The 17,193-nt window shown below is 64.5% G+C and carries 13 protein-coding genes; 9 read left to right on the forward strand and 4 right to left on the reverse strand.

The features are described 5' to 3' along the window. Position 1: 1 nt before the first annotated feature. Together ATE71_RS08545 and guaB are read right to left on the reverse strand one after the other, a co-directional pair. The gene (locus tag ATE71_RS08545; RefSeq protein ID WP_058803046.1) at positions 2-1,192 is read right to left on the reverse strand and encodes an RsmB/NOP family class I SAM-dependent RNA methyltransferase; all 1,191 of its coding nucleotides are present in this window, start codon (positions 1,190-1,192) and stop codon (positions 2-4) included. Positions 1,193-1,201: 9 nt separating this feature from the next. Beyond that, positions 1,202-2,659 (reverse strand): IMP dehydrogenase, encoded by a 1,458-nt coding sequence (gene guaB / locus ATE71_RS08550; protein WP_058803047.1) that lies wholly within the window; start codon positions 2,657-2,659, stop codon positions 1,202-1,204. 258 nt (positions 2,660-2,917) lie between these two features. On the opposite strand from guaB, the gene ATE71_RS08555 reads away from it, so the two are divergent. From ATE71_RS08555 to ATE71_RS08595, 9 genes are all read left to right on the forward strand, one after another. Continuing rightward, positions 2,918-4,288 (forward strand): MFS transporter, encoded by a 1,371-nt coding sequence (locus tag ATE71_RS08555; protein WP_058803048.1) that lies wholly within the window; start codon positions 2,918-2,920, stop codon positions 4,286-4,288. A gap of 22 nt (positions 4,289-4,310) precedes the next feature. Further along, the gene (locus ATE71_RS08560; protein ID WP_058803049.1) at positions 4,311-5,393 is read left to right on the forward strand and encodes an ABC transporter ATP-binding protein; all 1,083 of its coding nucleotides are present in this window, start codon (positions 4,311-4,313) and stop codon (positions 5,391-5,393) included. A 115-nt stretch (positions 5,394-5,508) separates the two neighbouring features. Beyond that, positions 5,509-6,525, forward strand: a complete 1,017-nt coding sequence (locus ATE71_RS08565) for a LacI family DNA-binding transcriptional regulator (protein WP_058803050.1) — start codon at positions 5,509-5,511, stop codon at positions 6,523-6,525. 16 nt (positions 6,526-6,541) lie between these two features. Continuing rightward, entirely contained in the window at positions 6,542-7,810 is a 1,269-nt protein-coding gene (locus ATE71_RS08570; protein ID WP_058803051.1) for an extracellular solute-binding protein, read from the forward strand. After that, the gene (locus ATE71_RS08575; RefSeq protein WP_058803052.1) at positions 7,807-8,703 is read left to right on the forward strand and encodes a carbohydrate ABC transporter permease; all 897 of its coding nucleotides are present in this window, start codon (positions 7,807-7,809) and stop codon (positions 8,701-8,703) included. The genes ATE71_RS08570 and ATE71_RS08575 overlap by 4 nt, the downstream gene beginning before the upstream one ends. Further along, positions 8,700-9,515, forward strand: coding sequence for a carbohydrate ABC transporter permease (locus tag ATE71_RS08580; protein ID WP_082665149.1), 816 nt, complete (start codon positions 8,700-8,702; stop codon positions 9,513-9,515). Before ATE71_RS08575 ends, ATE71_RS08580 begins: the two co-directional genes overlap by 4 nt. A 23-nt stretch (positions 9,516-9,538) precedes the next feature. Next, positions 9,539-10,294, forward strand: coding sequence for an alpha/beta hydrolase-fold protein (locus ATE71_RS08585; RefSeq protein ID WP_058803053.1), 756 nt, complete (start codon positions 9,539-9,541; stop codon positions 10,292-10,294). Further along, positions 10,291-11,637 (forward strand): GH1 family beta-glucosidase, encoded by a 1,347-nt coding sequence (locus ATE71_RS08590; protein WP_058803054.1) that lies wholly within the window; start codon positions 10,291-10,293, stop codon positions 11,635-11,637. The genes ATE71_RS08585 and ATE71_RS08590 overlap by 4 nt, the downstream gene beginning before the upstream one ends. Next, positions 11,634-12,506, forward strand: a complete 873-nt coding sequence (locus ATE71_RS08595; protein ID WP_058803055.1) for an endonuclease/exonuclease/phosphatase family protein — start codon at positions 11,634-11,636, stop codon at positions 12,504-12,506. Before ATE71_RS08590 ends, ATE71_RS08595 begins: the two co-directional genes overlap by 4 nt. A gap of 3 nt (positions 12,507-12,509) precedes the next feature. Here ATE71_RS08595 and ATE71_RS08600 read toward each other — a convergent pair whose 3' ends face one another. Next, positions 12,510-14,015 (reverse strand): glucoamylase family protein, encoded by a 1,506-nt coding sequence (locus tag ATE71_RS08600; RefSeq protein ID WP_058803056.1) that lies wholly within the window; start codon positions 14,013-14,015, stop codon positions 12,510-12,512. A 68-nt stretch (positions 14,016-14,083) separates the two neighbouring features. Then, positions 14,084-17,119, reverse strand: coding sequence for a TonB-dependent receptor domain-containing protein (locus ATE71_RS08605; protein ID WP_058803057.1), 3,036 nt, complete (start codon positions 17,117-17,119; stop codon positions 14,084-14,086). Between the last annotated feature and the right edge of the window lie 74 nt (positions 17,120-17,193).

A 17,193-nucleotide genomic window follows, 5' to 3' on the forward strand; every position in this document is an offset into this window, starting at 1 on the left:
GCTAACATGGCGCGGTCAGCCGTGCGAGAAAAAATCCGTCACATCCGTCGTGCGCGGGGGTCAGCAGATAACCCGCCCCTGCCGCGCGGCCGATACCGTCCGGTAGATAGCCGGCGTCAGCCGTCCAGCCCGGATGCCGGTTCAGAAATTCGTCCACCTGTGCCCGCCCCTCGCGCGTGATGATCGAGCAAACAGCATAAAGGAGTTTGCCGCCCGGCGCCACAAGATCGGCGCCGATGTCGATCAGCTTTGCCTGATCGGCGAGGTGGCGTTCGAGCCGCGCGGGAGTCAACCGCCAGCGCAGTTCGGGGCTGCGCCGCCAAGTGCCGCTGCCCGAGCAAGGGGCGTCGACGAACACGCGGTCGGCCTTGCCCTGCCAGTCCGACAGCATCGCCGGTTCCTGCCCGGGATTGAGAAGCCGCGTTTCGATGCCCGTGGCGCCGGCGCGTTCGGCGCGCGGCGGCAGTTGCTGAAGGCGTGCACGATTGGTGTCGCAAGCTAGGATATCGGCGTCGTTCCCGGTCAGCGAGGCGATCGCGAGCGTCTTGCCGCCGCCGCCCGCGCAGAGATCGACGATCGCCTGCCCCGGCGCGGCATCGAGCGCCGCCGACGCATATTGGCTCGCGGCGTCCTGCACCTCGAAACGCCCTTCGCCATAAGCGGGATGCTGGACTGCCGCCGTTTCGGGCGGCAGGCGCCAGCCGTCGGGGGCTCCGGAGATCGCCGCCCCTTCCGGATAGAGCGCCGCAAGGTCGTCGCGGCTCGCCGCGATACGATTGGCGCGCAGGTCGAGCGGCGCGCGCGTCAGCATCGCGTCATGCTCATCTTCGCCAACGAGCGGGTCGAAGAGACCGACCAGCGCCTCTGCGGCGAGCCCGGTTTCGGCGCGCGGTTCGTCGGCGACAATCGGCGCGGGGCCGTAAGGCGAGCCGTCGAACAGCGCCGCAATTTCGCTCTGGGCATCGGCGAGCGCGAGCATCGCGGCACGCCCCGACGCGGGCGCCGAGCGCACGATGCGGATCGCATCATAGACATGCGCCCGGATCGCGCGCCGGTCCTTCGATCCCGCATAGCGACGCGCGCGCATCGCTTCGGCGAAGATCGCGTCGGCGGGTGCCCCGCCCTCGCGCGCGGCCGCCGCGATCGCATCGAGGATCTCGATCGCGGCCTGGATGCGCGCTGCAGGCGTCATCGGCGGGCCTCAGCCCGCCGGATAGTTCGGCGCCTCGCGCGTGATCGCGACGTCATGAACATGGCTTTCGCGCAGGCCCGCGTTGGTGATACGCACGAATTTGGCGCGCTCGCGGAAATCCTTGAGCGTGCGGCTGCCGGTATAGCCCATCGCCGCCTTCACGCCTCCGACCATCTGGTGAATGACGTCCTTCGCGGGCCCCTTGAACGGGACCTGGCCCTCGATGCCTTCGGGAACCAGCTTCATCTGGTCCTTGATATCCTGCTGGAAATATCGGTCGGCGCTGCCGCGCGCCATCGCGCCGACGCTGCCCATGCCGCGATAGCTCTTATAGGTGCGGCCTTGATAGAGAAAGGTTTCGCCCGGCGCCTCGGCGGTGCCCGCGAGCATCGATCCGACCATCACGCTAGACGCGCCGGCGGCGAGTGCTTTGGCAATGTCGCCCGACGTTCGCAGGCCGCCGTCGGCGATAACCGGAACGCCCAGCTTCTCTGCCGCCTCGACGCTATCGAGGATCGCGGTCAGCTGCGGCACGCCGACCCCCGCGACGATGCGCGTCGTACAGATCGAGCCGGGGCCGATGCCGACCTTCACCCCGTCGGCGCCCGCGTCGATCAGCGCCTTGGTCGCGTCGCCGGTCGCGACATTCCCCGCGAGCACCTGCACGCGGTTCGACAGCTTCTTGATCCGTTCGACGGTCTGCCCGACGCCCCGGCTGTGACCATGCGCCGTATCGACGACGATCAGGTCGCATTCTGCTTCGAGCAAGGCCTCGGCGCGCTCGACGCCGCTGTCGCCGGTGTTCGTCGCCGCCGCGACGCGCAGGCGGCCGCTGCCATCCTTCGTCGCGTCGGGGAAATTGACGGCTTTTTCCATGTCCTTGACGGTGATCAGGCCGATGCAGCGATAGTCGTCGTCGACGACGAGCAATTTTTCGATGCGGCGCTGGTGCAGCAGCCGACGTGCCTCGTCCTGGCCGACCCCGGGGCGCACCGTCGCAAGATTTTCGGCGGTCATCAGCTCGCGCACCGGCTGACCTGGATTGTCGGCGAAGCGCACGTCGCGGTTGGTGAGGATACCGACGAGCTTGCCGCCGGTTTCGACGACGGGGATACCCGAGATCTTGTGCTGCGCCATCAACGCGGTGGCATAGGACAGCGGCGCGTCGGGTGTGATCGTGATCGGGTTGACGATCATCCCGCTTTCGAAGCGCTTGACCTGCCTGACCGCCGCTGCCTGCTCCTCGACGGTCAGGTTGCGGTGGAGGACGCCGATGCCGCCGATCTGTGCCATCAAAATCGCCATATCGGCCTCGGTGACCGTGTCCATCGCCGACGACAGGATCGGGATGTTGAGGTTGATCTCGCTGGTGAGCTGGGTCGACAGATTCGCGTCCGACGGCAGGATATCCGACGCCCCGGGCACCAGCAGCACATCGTCGAAGGTCAGGCCGGTGATGATTTCCATGGGGTGCCACTTTCTGCTGCGGGCGGCGCCTGTCCCGGTTTTCCGGGCGGCACACGCGAATCATTTGGTGGCGGCCCATGTAACCAGTCGGGCCCGCGCGCGCCAGTGGGTGGCGAACGATTATTTCGCGCGATCACCGATCATTTGCGCTGGCACGGGAAAAGGCGGACACAGCCGCCAATTGTAACCGGTTGCATTGCCTTCGGCGTCCCGTTAGACCGCAGGCATAACATAGTTTCGGCGAAGAGGATATTCCGGATGAACGAGCCCAGCCAGGCGACCGCCCAAGGTGGCGGCCGGTCGACTGCCATGGCGGCTTTTGCTGCGGTAACCGTGCTTTTCTTCGCCTGGGGCTTCATCACCTCGCTGATCGATCCGCTCGTCGCCGCGGTGAAAGGGATTTTCACGCTGAGCGATGCCGAGGCACAATTATCGGCCTCGGCCTTTTTCATCGCTTATGGCCTGATGTCCTTTCCCGCCGCCGCGCTGATCGCGCGTTTCCATTCGGTACCGTCGATCCTGACCGCGTTGTCGACGATGGTCGTCGGCTGCCTCGTGATGCTCGCCGCAGCCAACCTCGCGGTCTATCCGCTCGTGCTGGCGGGCCTGTTCATCCTCGCGAGCGGTATCACCATCTTGCAGGTCGCAGCGAACCCGCTCGCGGCGGCGCTGGGCGATCCGAAACGCAGTCATTTCCGGCTGACCTTCAGCCAGACTTTCAACAGCTTCGGCACCTTCCTCGGCCCGCTTATCGGCGCGCATCTGTTCCTCGAAGGCGTCGAAGTCAAAGAGGGCACGGTGGTCACCGAAGCGGTGCGCGCGCAGGCGCTGGCGGGTATTGACGCCGCCTATTTCTGGATCTGCGGCCTGATCGTCGCGCTGTTGCTCTTCTTCTGGGTCAGCCGCCGCATCGTCAACGAGGCGGTGCCGCCCGCCCCGATCGGCGCGCGCGCCGGGATGGGCGAGCTGATCCGCGAGGCCTTTTCCTCGCGTTGGGCGCTACTCGGCGGGCTCGCCATCTTCCTCTATGTCGGCGCCGAGGTCGCGATCGGGACGCAGATGGCACTGTTCCTCAACAGCGATGCGATCTGGGGCCAGTCCGACGCACCCTTCGGCGTCCCCCTACTCGGCTTGTTCATGGGCAGCGACGGTGTTTCCGGTGTATCGCTGCAGGAAGCGGGTAAGGCGGTCGCCTTTTACTGGGGGGGCGCGATGGTCGGCCGCGCGATCGGATCGGTCCTGCTCGCCCGCTTTTCGGCGTCGAAACTGCTGGCGATCTTTACCGCCATCGCCGCGCTGCTCTGTCTTTATGTCGTCTTAGTAGGCGGGGTGAGTGCAGGCTTCGTCGCGCTGTCGATCGGCCTGTTCAATTCGATCATGTTCCCGGTGATCTTCACGCTGACGCTCGAACGTTCGACCGCGCGCGCCGAGGCGACATCGGGGCTGCTGTGCACCGCGATCGTCGGCGGAGCGGTGATCCCCTATTTCATTGGCTTGCTGTCAGGCGCGGTCGGATATGCCGCAGCGCTGATCCTGCCGACCGCCTGTTATGTCGCGCTTTGCGTTTTTGCCATCGCCGCCGGACGCGCGCCGGCGCAGCAGGCGAGCGCAGGCGTGACGGTTCACTGACGGCACCGGGGCCGAGGAGACCATGACCGGACTGTCGATCCGCGACGCGCGCAAGAGCTTCGGTGCGACCGAAGTCCTGAAAGGTGTGTCGATCGACGTGGCTGACGGCGAATTCACGGTGATCGTCGGCCCGTCGGGGTGCGGCAAATCGACGCTGCTCCGTTCGGTCGCGGGGCTCGAGGAATTGACGAGCGGCCATATCGTCATCGGTGACCGCGACGTGACCGATCTTGCGCCGTCCGAGCGCGGGATCGCAATGGTGTTCCAGTCCTACGCGCTCTATCCGCATCTGTCGGTCTACGAAAATATGGCGTTCGGACTGCGCATCGCAAAGGCCGACAAGGACGCGATCGACACGGCGGTTCGCCGCGCCGCGACGATATTGAATATCGAAGCGCTGCTGGAGCGCAAACCTGCGGCGCTGTCGGGCGGCCAGCGGCAGCGTGTCGCCATCGGTCGCGCGATCGTGCGGCAACCGCAAATCTTCTTGTTCGACGAGCCGCTGTCGAACCTCGACGCCGACCTGCGGGTGCGGATGCGCTACGAGTTTGCTGAACTCCACCGCAAGCTCGGGACGACAACGCTCTATGTCACGCACGATCAAGTCGAGGCGATGACGCTCGCCGACCGGATCGTCCTGTTGCGCGACGGGCGGATCGAGCAGACCGGATCGCCGCGCGAACTCTACGAACGGCCGGCGAACATCTTTGTCGCACAGTTTCTGGGCACGCCCCGGATGAACATCGTCGCGGCCACCGCCGCCGAGGACGGCCGCGCGGCGCTGGCCAACGGGCTCCGCATCGCGCTGCCTCCGCTCGCGAAGCCGCTTGCCGTGGGGACACCACTGTCGATCGGTATCCGCCCCGACGATATCGCGATCGGCGAGGCTCCGGACGCGCTGACCTTCTCCATTCGCTTTATTGAGCGCCTTGGAGGACTGGCGACGGTGCACCTCGGGGGCCGCGAAGGCGACGTGATGTTGGCGTGCCAACTGCGCGACGACGGGCGTTTCGATGAGGGCGACAGGATCCATGCCACCTTCCCTCCCGCGCTTTTGCATCTGTTCGACGCCGACGACCAAAGACTGGGAAAGATAGGGGAATGACCTTGCATTTCGCCTGTGTAACCGGTTACGCTGTGAACGTTTCCGCGCCCGGTATTCGGAGGGACGGAGTCGCGAAAGCGACCCGGCGCCATAGGAGGGAAAGAGGCCCAGCGGCATGGCTACATTGAGGGACGTCGCCCGCGAAGCGGGGGTTTCGGTGGCGACGGCATCGCGAGCGATCAACGGGCTCGGCAATGTCACCGCGCCGACGCGCGCCGCGGTGATGGCGGCAGTGAAAAAGCTGAACTTCGTGCCCCACAGCGGCGCGCGCAGCCTGACGCGCAAGAAGACCGACACCGTGGGTGTCATCCTGCCCGACCTGTTCGGGGAATTCTTCTCCGAAATCATTCGCGGCATCGATCTTGTCGCGCATGAATCGGGCATGCACCTGCTGCTCGGCAACATGCACGGCAGCACGCACGAAACCGCGGCGGCGATCGCCGCCATGCGCGGGCGCGTCGACGGGCTGCTCGTCATGCCGCCCGATCTCAAGCCCGAACTGCTGTCCGACTATCTTGATCCAACCTTGCCAACGGTGCTGCTCAATTACGACGCGGGCTCGCTCGACCTGCCGTTCGTCGCGGTCGACAATTATCGCGGCGCCTATGCGATGACCGAGGCGTTGCTGGCGAGCGGCGCGCGGCAGGTCGTCCATATCGCGGGACCCAAGCACAACCGAGACGCGCGCGACCGCCAGCGCGGCTTCGTCGACGCCATGGCGAAGGTGGGCGGCGTCCGCAATCCGGCGATCCTGCCGGGCGATTTCTCGGAAGAAAGCGGCGCGAAGGCCGCGCGACTGCTCGTGGAGGGACAGCTCCCCGCCGATGCCGTGTTCGCCGCGAACGACCAGATGGCGGTCGGGCTGATCGCCGGCTTGGCCGAAGCCGGAAAGTCGGTTCCCGACGATATCATGGTCGCGGGCTTCGACGATATTCCGCTCGCGCGGCACCTCAACCCCTCGCTGTCGACGATGCAGGTGCATATCGACCGGCTGGGATCGACCGCGATGATGCTGTTGCTGCGCATATTGCGCGGCGAGACGCTCGGCGCCGCAAGCGCGACGATCCTGACCCCGGCGCTGGTCGCGCGCGGTACCACGGGCGGGGTGGCGTCGGCCCACACACCGGCATGACGCCCGCTTGCGCCCGATGCGGTTGACGCGGCGCCAGTTGACGGGCGCGCTTTCGGCGCTGCCCCTGTTCCCGGTCCTCGCGGGGTGCGGCGCGCGCGCAGACGGAACGCTCACCGTTTGGGCGATGGGCAATGAAGCCGCGGCGCTGCCCGCGCTGCTCCGGAATATCGACTGGCCCGCAAACGCACCGCCGATTTCGGTGCAACCCCTGCCCTGGACCGCGGCACACGAGAAATTGCTCACGGGCTTTGCCGGCGGCTCGCTACCGAGCGTCGGGCAGGTCGGCAACAGCTGGATCGCCGAGCTTGCCGCGATCGGCGCGATCGCGCCGGTGCCGGCGCATGCCAAGGCGTTGCTGGCTGACCAGTTCGGGGCAGTAATCGACACCAACAGAATCGCAGGCAAGAGCTGGGGCGTACCCTGGTATGTCGACACGCGGTTGCAATTTTATCGCAAGGACCTGTTCGAACGCGCCGGCTATGCCGGGCCGCCGGCCGACTGGGCGGGATGGAAGGTCGCACTTCACAAGGTGAAAAAGGTCGCTGGGGACGGCAATTTCGCCCTCCTCTATCCGCTCAACGAATATGAGCAGCTGACGACGCTCGCGCTGTCGGCAGGCGCGCGGATGTTGCGCGATGACGGCGGACACGGCGCCTTTTCGGAACCCGAGTTCAAGGCCGCGCTCGCCTTCTACAAATCGCTCTTCGACGAAGGGCTCGCGCCCCGGATATCGATGGCGCAGATATCCAACGTCTGGACCGAATTCGGCCGCGGTTATTTCAGCCTGTTCCTGTCGGGTCCGTGGACGATCGGCGACATGAAGAGCCGCCTCGCGCCCGAATTGCAGGATGCGTGGGGCACCGCGCCGAACCCCGGTCCCGACGGCATCGGATCGGCGGCCCCCGGCGGGTCGAGCCTCGTCGTCTTCGCCGACGGCGCGCATAGCGATGCCGCGTGGGATCTGGTCGCGCGGCTGATGGCGCCGGGCGCGCAGCTCGCGCTGCACAAGGCGACGGGCGACTTGCCCGCGCGGCGCTCGGTGTGGGAGGCGGCCGGGCTGGCGAGCGACCCGGCGGTCGCGCCCTTCCGCACCCAGCTCGAGCATGCGACCGCACTGCCCAAGGTGCCCGAATGGGAACGCATCGTCACCGAGATGCAGATCGTCGCCGAACGCATGGTGCGCGGCCAATATGGTATCGACGAGGCAGCGAAGGAAATCGACGTGCGCGCCGACCGGCTGCTCGAAAAGCGGCGCTGGATGCTCGAGAAAGGGCGCGCGCTATGACCGCCGCTGGCCGGGCGGGCGAAGCGCGCGCGGGCTGGGCGATGTCGTCGCCCGCGCTCGCGGCGATCCTGCTCTTCTTCGTCCTGCCCGCGCTCGCATCGCTGGCCCTGAGCTTCACCGATTTCGACATTTATGCGCTCGCCGACATCGGCAACCTGCGCTTCGTTGGCTTCGAGAATTATGAAAGGCTGACCCAGAACCCACTGTTCTGGAAAGCGATGACGAACACATTGATCTTCGTCGCGGTCGGTACGCCCTTCATCGTCGCGATGTCGCTGTTTGCCGCGATGCTTGTCAATTCACGCTGGCTGAAATGGCGCCCGATATGGCGCGTCGCGCTGTTCGCCCCCTATGTGACGACGCTCGTCGCAACCGCGGTCGTGTGGCGCTACCTGCTCCACACGCGCTACGGGCTGCTCAACTATCTCCTCTCCTTCTTCGGCGTGCCGCCGGTCGACTGGCTGGGGAGCCCGACCGCATCGTTGCCCGCGATCCTGATCTTCGTCGGGTGGAAGACCTTCGGCTATAACATGATCATCTTCCTCGCCGCGCTCCAGACGGTGCCGCGCGAGCTCGACGAGACGGCGCGGATCGACGGTGCAGGCTGGTTCGCGCGGCTGCGTCACGTCACCCTGCCCGCGATCGCCCCGACCTTGCTGCTTGTGTCGGTGCTCACCGTCGCGGGCATGTTCCAGCTGTTCGCCGAACCCTATGTGATGACGCAGGGTGGTCCCGCGCAGTCGACCGTCACCATCCTCTATTTCATGTATGAGGAGGGGTTCAAATGGTGGAACCTCGGGTCAGGCGCGGCGGTCGCTTTCCTGCTCTTCCTCTGCATTCTCGCCGTCACGCTGGTGCAATTGACGCTCGCGAAGCGGAGCGGCGCGATATGATCCTGCGCCGCTGGTCCGTCACCTTGCTCGCCGCGCTTGTCGCGCTGCTCACGATCGCGCCCCTCCTTTGGATGGTCTCGGTCAGCTTGATGGCGCGCGGGGAGGCGGCGCAATTTCCGCCGCCGCTGTGGCCTGCAAGCCCGACGCTGGAGAATTATCGCGAACTGTTCGGAAACTTCGGCGTCGGGCGCTTCCTCTTCAACAGCATCCTCGTCTCGACGCTCGCGACGGCGCTGGCGCTGCTTTTCACAATCCCCGCAGGCTATGCCTTTGCCAAGCTGCGCTTCAAGGGCCGCGACGCGATTTTCCGTATGCTCATCGCCGCACTCGTCGTGCCGGGGCAGATCGGCATGCTGCCGCTGTTCCTCGAACTCAAGGCGATGGGGCTGGTCAACAGCTACGCCGGCGCGCTAGTGCCTTGGCTCGCGGGCATTTTCGGCATCTTCCTCGTCCGCCAATATTGCCTGTCGATCCCCGACGAGATGCTCGAGGCGGCGCGTATCGACGGCGCGACCGAAACGCAGATATTGCGCCGCATCGTGCTGCCGATCCTGACCCCGATCATCGTCACGCTGGCGCTCTATGTCTTCCTGTCGAGCTGGAACGATTTCATGTGGCCGCTGATCATCCTGGCTGATCAGCAGCTCTACACGCTGCCCGTCGCGCTCGCCGCGAACAGTCGCCAGAATGTGCAGGATTATGAGATCATGATGGCCGGCGCGGTCGTCACCACCCTGCCCGTCCTCATCCTCTTCCTCGCTCTCCAGCGCTACTATCTGAGCGGGCTCCTCACCGGGAGCGTGAAGGGATGAGGTGTTCAACCAAGGAAAAACGAATGACATATTGGACCGCGGCGCTGCTGGGCCTCGCCCTCGCCACCTCTCCCGCCGCCGCAAGGACGACGACGCCCGTGCCGGTCGAAGGCCAGACGCCGCAGCAGCCCGTTGCGCCGGGCAATTATCCTTACCAGCTGTTCATCCCCAAAGGCTATCTGACCGATACGGCCAAGCAATATCCGCTGCTTATCTTCCTCCACGGCTCAGGCGAACGCGGCGACGATATCACGAAGGTCAAGGTGCACGGTCCACCGAAGATCGCCGATCGCGATCCCGATTTTCCCTTCCTCACCGTCTCGCCCCTGCTCGGCTCCGATCAGGACTGGGATATCGACAAGCTCGACGCGCTGGTCGACCGGATCGCGAAGACCTACCGCGTCGACGCCGCGCGTATCTATCTCACCGGGCTCAGCCGCGGCGGTCACGCGAGCTGGCGCTGGGCGATCGCCGAACCGAAGCGCTTCGCCGCCGTCGCAGCGGTAGCGGGGCGCGGCAATCCGGGCGAGGCGTGCCGCCTGATGGACCTCCCCGTCTGGGCCTTTCACGGCGACCGCGACGATGTCGTCGTCCCCGAAGGCAGCTTCGCCATGGCGCGCGCGATCCGCGCGTGCGGCGGGCGCAAGGTCCGCCTGACCATCTACCCCGACCTCGGCCACAATGCCTGGGACCCCGCCTATGATGATTCGGCGCTCTACGCATGGCTGCTCGAACAAAAACTTCCCTCTCCCACGGATGGCGACAAGGACAAAAAATGACGCAGACGATTTTCCCCGACGATTTCCTGTGGGGCGCCGCGACTGCCGCCTATCAGATCGAGGGATCGCCGCTCGCCGATGGTGCGGGTGCAAGCATCTGGCAACGCTTCAGCCACGACCCGCGGCTGATGGCGGCGAAGGGCGACACCGGCGATATCGCCTGCGATCATTATAACCGCATGCCCGCCGACGTCGCGCTGATGAAGGAGCTGGGGCTGAAAGCCTATCGCTTCAGCGTAAATTGGGGTCGCGTTTTACCCGAGGGGATCGGGCGCATCAACGAACCCGGCCTCGGTTTTTACGAGCGGCTCGTCGACGAACTGCTCAAGCATGATATCGAGCCCTTGCTGACGCTCCATCATTGGGACCTCCCCGCAGCGCTCGACGACAAGGGCGGCTGGCTCAATCGCGACAGTGCAGACTGGTTCGCCGAATATGGCTCGGTGATGTACCGCCGGCTCGACGGCCGCGTGAAGAAATGGGTGACGCTCAACGAACCCTGGGTGATCACCGATGGCGGCTATCTTCACGGCGCGCTTGCACCCGGACATCGCAACCTGTTCGAAACCCCGATCGCGAGTCACAATCTGATGCGCGCGCACGGCCGCGCGGTGCAGGTCTATCGCAGCGAAGGCGCGCACGAAATCGGCCTCGTCGTAAATATCGAGCCCAAATATCCGGCGAGCGACAGCGCCGAGGATGTCGCCGCGACCGCGCGTGCCCACGCCTATATGAACCGCCAATATCTCGATCCGGCGCTGAAGGGCAGCTACCCTGACGAACTCGCCGAGATATTCGGCGAAGCCTGGCCGCAGTGGCCGGCCGAAGACCTGAAGGACATCTGCCAGCCGCTCGATTTCATCGGGATCAATTATTACACGCGCAACGTCGTAAAGGCCGACCCGAACCAGTGGCCGGTCGGCGCGTCGCCGGTGCGGCAGAATGCGACGCATACGACGACCGACTGGGAAGTCTATCCGCCCGCGCTCACCGACATGCTCGTCTGGTTCCGCGACACCTATGGCGATATCCCCGTCTATATCACCGAAAATGGCGCCGCCTTCTACGACCCGCCGAAGGCCGGGCCCGACGGGATCGACGATCCGCTCCGCTGCGATTACCTCCGCACCCATATTTCGGCGATCGGCGATGCGATCCGCCAGGGCGTCGACGTGCGCGGCTATATGGCGTGGTCGCTGCTCGACAATCTCGAATGGTCGCTGGGTTTCTCGAAGCGCTTCGGAATCGTCCATGTCGATTATGAGACGCAGGTTCGCACGCCGAAACGCAGCGCGCGCTTCTACAGTCATGTCATCGCGGCGAACGGCGGGAATCTCGGATGACCCGCTGGCTGCTGATCCTTGTCGCGGCGCTGCTTGCGCAGCCCGCGACGGCGAAGGAACGCGCCGACCGCTACAGCGCGATGACCTATAATATCCGCCTCGACGTCGCGTCGGACGGCGACAATGCGTGGCCCCACCGGCGGAGCGCGCTGACCAGCCTCGTCGCTTATTATGCCCCCGATCTTGTCGGGATGCAGGAGGTGCTGCTGCACCAGAAGCAGGCAGTCGAAGCCGACCTGGCCGCCTATCGCTTTATCGGCGCCGCGCGCGACGACGGGAAGGACAAGGGCGAGTTCTCACCGCTTGGTTTCCGCCGCGACCGCTTCGCGCTGATCGCGTCGGGGACCTTCTGGCTGTCGCCGACCCCCGACGTGCCCGGCAAGGGTTGGGATGCCGCTTACCCGCGTATTGCGAGTTGGGCGCGACTGGAGGACAAGGCCTCGCGGCGCCGGTTGCTGGTCGTGAACACCCATTTCGATCATGTCGGCACGGCGGCGCGCCTCGAAAGCGCGCGGCAAATCCGCCGCTGGATCGCCGAGCAGCGAAAGGCGCGCGAGACAGTGGTGCTGATGGGCGATTTCAACAGCCGCGCCGACAGCCCCGCGCACGCAGTGATCACCGCCCCCGCGCCTGGACCGGCCGCGCTGCACGATACGCTGACGATCAGCCGGAAGCCGCATTTCGGGCCTCTCGGTACCTTCACCGGCTTCGATATCGGAAAGAACGAGCCGAGCCCGATCGACCATATTTTCGTGAGCGACGGTGTCGCGGTGCTGCGCCACGCAACGCTGACGCAACAGACGGGCGGCAAGCTCCCGTCGGACCATTACCCGGTGCTTGCCGACCTGTGCATCGGCAAGGGTTGCTGAGCCCTATTCAGCCTTCGCCTGATCAAGCCAGCCACCGGTAAAGCCGATGCGCTTCAGCCCGCGGACGATATGCGGGTTCCCCCGCATCACCTTCCAGACCAGGCCGCTCCGATGATTTTCCATCATCGCGAGGATCGGCCCCTGATCGATGCCGAGATAGTCGTTCGCGACCCAGCCATGCACCGGATCGACCGTGCCGCTGCGCGAGCTCGCGTCGGTAAAGGTGAAGCTGGGGTTGAAGGCGTCCTTGAAGCCGTAGCGCGTATAGAGCCGTTCGCCATATTTCTGGCGCATCGCCATCAGCGCGGGGATTGTCACCTCGGGCGCGAAGGCGACCGAGCCGCCCGCCGCCGTGGGGACAATGGTTCCGTCGTCGACGACGCGGATCGCGCTGACCCCGCGCGCCATATAGCCGTTGAAATCGCGCTGCGTACCGTTGACGCTATATTGGCCTTGCGAATAGCCGGGCCCGTCGGACGCGGTCCATCCCCAGATATCCGCGCCATAGCCCACCCATTTGTTCGGATTATCGGCGCCATAGGCGCGCTGCGCCAGCGTCGCGCGGCGGCTGTTCTCGAAATAGTCGATGCCCTTGCCGCGCATGAAATCGTCCTGGATGCCGCGAAAGTCGACCCATACATGGCTGTACTGATGCCCGAACAGCGGTTCGAACTGGAGATGCGGCTGACCGTAATAGCTGCCCCAGTCCTTTTCGAGATCGGCCGCCCAGCCCTTGGCCCACGCATCCTTGCCGACGGGGTGCGTCGGCGAACCCATCGCGAGGATATAGACGAGCATGCCCTCGTTATAGCCGACCCAGTCGTGTGTGCCGAAATCGCCGCCATCGCCGCGTTCGGGATACCAGCCCATCGCGATCGCCTTGCGCCCGCCGCCATTGGCCGACGGAATCCGGCTGTTCTCGCGCTGGACGAAAGTCCAGTCGACGCGGCGGTAGATCTTCTCTGCAAGGTCGCGAATCTCGGCCTCGACCGGGGTGTCGCGGTCATAATAGCTTTGGGCGAACAATATGCCGCCGAGCAGCAGCGACGTATCGACGGTCGAAAGCTCGGTCTTGCCGCGCCGCGTTCCATCTTCATTGTTGAGGAAATGATAGAAAAAGCCTTTATGGCCGGCCATGCCGGTCGCGGCAGGGCCCTGCGGCGCAGTCCAATAGAAGCGCAGGCAATCGCGCGTACGCTCCGCCGCCTCGGCGCGCGTCACATAACCGCGCTCGGCACCGATGCCATAGGCAGTGAGCGCAAAGCCCGTCGACGCGATCGAGGAAAAGGGATTGCTCGGCCAGCGGTCGGGCGCAAGGCAGCGCTCGGTATCGGTCGTGTCCCAGAAATAGCGGAAGGTGCGCTGGGTCAGCTCTTCGGAAAAGGCGGCCTTCGTCATCGGCGCAATGGACGCCGGCGGAGGAACGGCTGCGCTCGGTGCGGGCGCGGCGGTGCAAGCGGCGGCGAGCGCCACGAGGGGCAACAGCAAAGCCCCGGTCCGGAACGACATTCGATACTCCAAAATTTTGGGCGCCCGGCCGCGGGAGGGGGGATGCAGCCGGGCGCCTTGTCAGCCGGTCAGAAAGAGAAGCCGGCCGAAAGCTTTACAGTGCGGGGCGGATTCCCGCCAACGCCGTTGCCCGAAATATTCAGGTAGTTGGGGGACGACGGGTCATTATTGTAATCGACATAGTTCCGGTCGTTGAACAGGTTCAGAATGTCGACGCGCAGCCGCAAGCGCGATTCCTCGCTGATGAAGCGGAACGGGACATATTTGGTGATGGCGATGTCCATCTGGCGAAAACCCCAGCGATCGCCGTTCCCGTCGGCTTCGTTCGAAATCACCTCGCGGATCGGATTTGCCCCGCCGACGCTGCGGAACGCCTTCAGATAGGGCGGCGATGCGATCTGGAACTTGCCCGAGAGCGTCACCCCAATCGGAAGATCGACCGACCCCGTAGCGACTAGCCGGTGCTTGCGCACCCCGCTCGACCGCGTGATCGGATAATCCTCCAGCGACGGGAAATCCAAGCTGAAAACCTCGCCGAAGTTCCGGTTCTCCTCGGCCTCGGTATAGGTGTAGGTCGCCGAAAAGGTCCACGGCGAGGATGCCGAGTAATTTTTGACCAACTTCAGATACCCGGAATCGGCACTCGTCTCGAGCCCGTTGGTCCCGATGATGATCGAACCGAAGCCCGGAGGTGCGAAACCGAACGGCGAATCGGGTACTGCCGGTGCCGGCGGGAAGAAGCTGCCGTCGGGCCGACGATTGCCGAGCAGATAGGCAAAGCCGTCCTTGCTCTCAATATGGCTATACCCGACTTCGGCTTCGAACAGCGGCGTCACGCGGGCGCGGAAACCAAGGCTGAACTGGTCCGAATAGGGAACCTTCAGATCATTGTCGATAAAGCGCAGTTCACGCCCGCCGCCAGGGCCGGCCTGAGTCAGCAACTGAGCGCGACCGGCTTCGGTCAGATAGACGGGATCAAATGGAACGCAGGTCGGTCCTGCGACGCATGTGTTGTTCGGATCGCCCGTGATGAAGTTGAACGTCCGGGTCGTGTACGAACCGACGCTGATTTCCTGTTGCAGGAAGTCGAACTGGTTGCGGTCGTACGATCGGCCGAAACCGCCGAACAGCACATAGCGTGCCTCGTCGTCGAGTTCGTAGCTGAAGCCAATGCGTGGTTGCCACGCCCCAGTGAACGCCTTGCGCTCCGAACCCGTCGATATGAAGTCGTTAATGTCGTAGTCGGCATTGACCAGGTTCGGATAATTGGCCGGCGACACCGCATTCACTGCGTCGGCGGGGTGGACGAAGTCAAGATAGGCCGGAGTCCGCTCATAATCCCATCGCACGCCGAGGTTCAACGTCAACCGGTCGGTGACCTCCCAATCGTCCTGGACGTAGATGCCGAACTGAAAATTCTTCGAGTTGACGATCGGGCTGCCGTTGCCGGTCTGTGCGCCGAACTGGACGCGATAGGGAATATCGTCGTTGAAGCTGCCGCCACCCGGATTGAATGCGGGATTATAGGTATAGACCGGGTTGAAATTGCCGAGTTGCAACGTGTTCAACTCGACCCATTTCGCCTTCGCGCCGACCTTGATCGTGTGGCCTTCGAACCCGGTCCAGGTGAAGTCATTCTGGACACCCCAGCCCTTCTGACCCTTTTCCTGATAGTTGCCGCCGCCGCCAATGCGCAGGATCTCCTCACGCACGACCACGCCGGGTTGCGGATTTGTCGGCGACGGTCCGGCATAGGCGAAGAGCCGCGCATCTTCGAAAACGACGGGTGTAGGCGCCCATTTGACGTCCTCGTATGTCACCTTGAAATCGTTGATCCAACTGTCGGCCGTGTGCTCCCAGCGCCCGGTGACACGCAGTTCCTCGACATCCTGCGAACTGATCGTGCTGCGGGCATTGATCCCGGAGCCGAGGAATTCACCGCTTTCCTTGCGATATTTGCCCGACACTTCGATAAGATCGCTGTTGGAAGGCTGGAAACTGAGTTTGCCGAAATAGAGATCTTCGTTGAAGGTCGCGTTCGTCGGCCCGAACACGCCCTGATATTCGGACGGGAAATAGGTAACGGGCAGGCTGAGCCCCGGGCGGATATCAACCGGATTTTCTTGCCGCTTGCCTTCGTAGGTTACGAAGAAGTGCAGCATGTCCTTGATGATCGGTCCGCCGAGCGCGCCGCCGAACTGGAAATCCCTGGTCTTGACCTTGGACGTCCTGAGTTCGTTGGGCCGCGCATCGCGAAGGCCTTGATCGGTATAATCGATGAAGGCTTCGCCGTGGAACTCATTGGTACCCGACTTGGTTACCGCCGTGATCGCGACGGAGCTCACCTGATCGAACTCGGCCTTATAGTTCGACGACAGGACGCGATATTCGCCGACCGCCAACTGCGGGAACGGATTGCCCTGCGTCGAATCCTGACCGGTGACGCCGTTTTTCAGGACATAATCCTTCTGTCCCACGCCATCGATGAAGATGTTGACGCTGCGGCTGTCCTGCGCGCCGCCTTGCAGGCGCGATTGACCGTTGCCGCCGGTTACGAATTGGACGCCCGGAGCAAGGTCGGCGAAGGCCAGGAAGTTGCGGTTGTTCTGCGGCAGCACCTCGATCTGACGCTGAGTGATGTTTGAGCCGACTTCGCCGCCCTCCATCGACCGTATCCGCGAACCGGTGACGATGATCGCATCGTCGCCGGCCGAAGCAATGTCCGGCTGCGAAAAGTCGAAGTCCAGAACCGCACTCTGCCCGACCGAGAGGGTGAATTCGTCAGTGCGACGCACCCCGCCAGGGGTGGTCAGCTCGAGGCGATAGGTGCCGACGGGAAGCGACGCGATATTGTAGCTGCCATTTTCACCGACGGTGACGCTACGCGTCAGGCCCGTATCGACGTTGATCGCGGTGACCTGCGACACCCCGCCATCGGCCTTCACCGTCCCGCGAAGCGAAGCGTTCGACACCTGGGCATGCGCGGGGACCGCAACCGCGACGGCCAGCGCAGCTGCCGCGCTGCTCCACGCGAGCGCCACCGCGAGCGAACGTGCGCGCGACCGGCGTGCGGAAACAGTTTGAAAATCATGCGAAAACTTCACAGCATCCTCCCTTTTTTGTGCCCCGACATCTCCCGCCCTCGCTCCTTTCGCCGATCGGCCTTGCCACCGCTCAA

The organism is Sphingopyxis sp. H115 (genome assembly GCF_001468465.1).
GTDB lineage: Bacteria > Pseudomonadota > Alphaproteobacteria > Sphingomonadales > Sphingomonadaceae > Sphingopyxis.

Excerpts from the sequence above, each read along its gene's own strand:
- ATE71_RS08545 (WP_058803046.1), bottom strand. The coding sequence starts at position 1,192 with ATGACGCCTGCAGCGCGCATCCAGGCCGCGATCGAGATCCTCGATGCG.
- guaB (WP_058803047.1), bottom strand. The coding sequence starts at position 2,659 with ATGGAAATCATCACCGGCCTGACCTTCGACGATGTGCTGCTGGTGCCC.
- ATE71_RS08555 (WP_058803048.1), top strand. The coding sequence starts at position 2,918 with ATGAACGAGCCCAGCCAGGCGACCGCCCAAGGTGGCGGCCGGTCGACT.
- ATE71_RS08560 (WP_058803049.1), top strand. The coding sequence starts at position 4,311 with ATGACCGGACTGTCGATCCGCGACGCGCGCAAGAGCTTCGGTGCGACC.
- ATE71_RS08565 (WP_058803050.1), top strand. The coding sequence starts at position 5,509 with ATGGCTACATTGAGGGACGTCGCCCGCGAAGCGGGGGTTTCGGTGGCG.
- ATE71_RS08570 (WP_058803051.1), top strand. The coding sequence starts at position 6,542 with ATGCGGTTGACGCGGCGCCAGTTGACGGGCGCGCTTTCGGCGCTGCCC.
- ATE71_RS08575 (WP_058803052.1), top strand. The coding sequence starts at position 7,807 with ATGACCGCCGCTGGCCGGGCGGGCGAAGCGCGCGCGGGCTGGGCGATG.
- ATE71_RS08580 (WP_082665149.1), top strand. The coding sequence starts at position 8,700 with ATGATCCTGCGCCGCTGGTCCGTCACCTTGCTCGCCGCGCTTGTCGCG.
- ATE71_RS08585 (WP_058803053.1), top strand. The coding sequence starts at position 9,539 with ATGACATATTGGACCGCGGCGCTGCTGGGCCTCGCCCTCGCCACCTCT.
- ATE71_RS08590 (WP_058803054.1), top strand. The coding sequence starts at position 10,291 with ATGACGCAGACGATTTTCCCCGACGATTTCCTGTGGGGCGCCGCGACT.
- ATE71_RS08595 (WP_058803055.1), top strand. The coding sequence starts at position 11,634 with ATGACCCGCTGGCTGCTGATCCTTGTCGCGGCGCTGCTTGCGCAGCCC.
- ATE71_RS08600 (WP_058803056.1), bottom strand. The coding sequence starts at position 14,015 with ATGTCGTTCCGGACCGGGGCTTTGCTGTTGCCCCTCGTGGCGCTCGCC.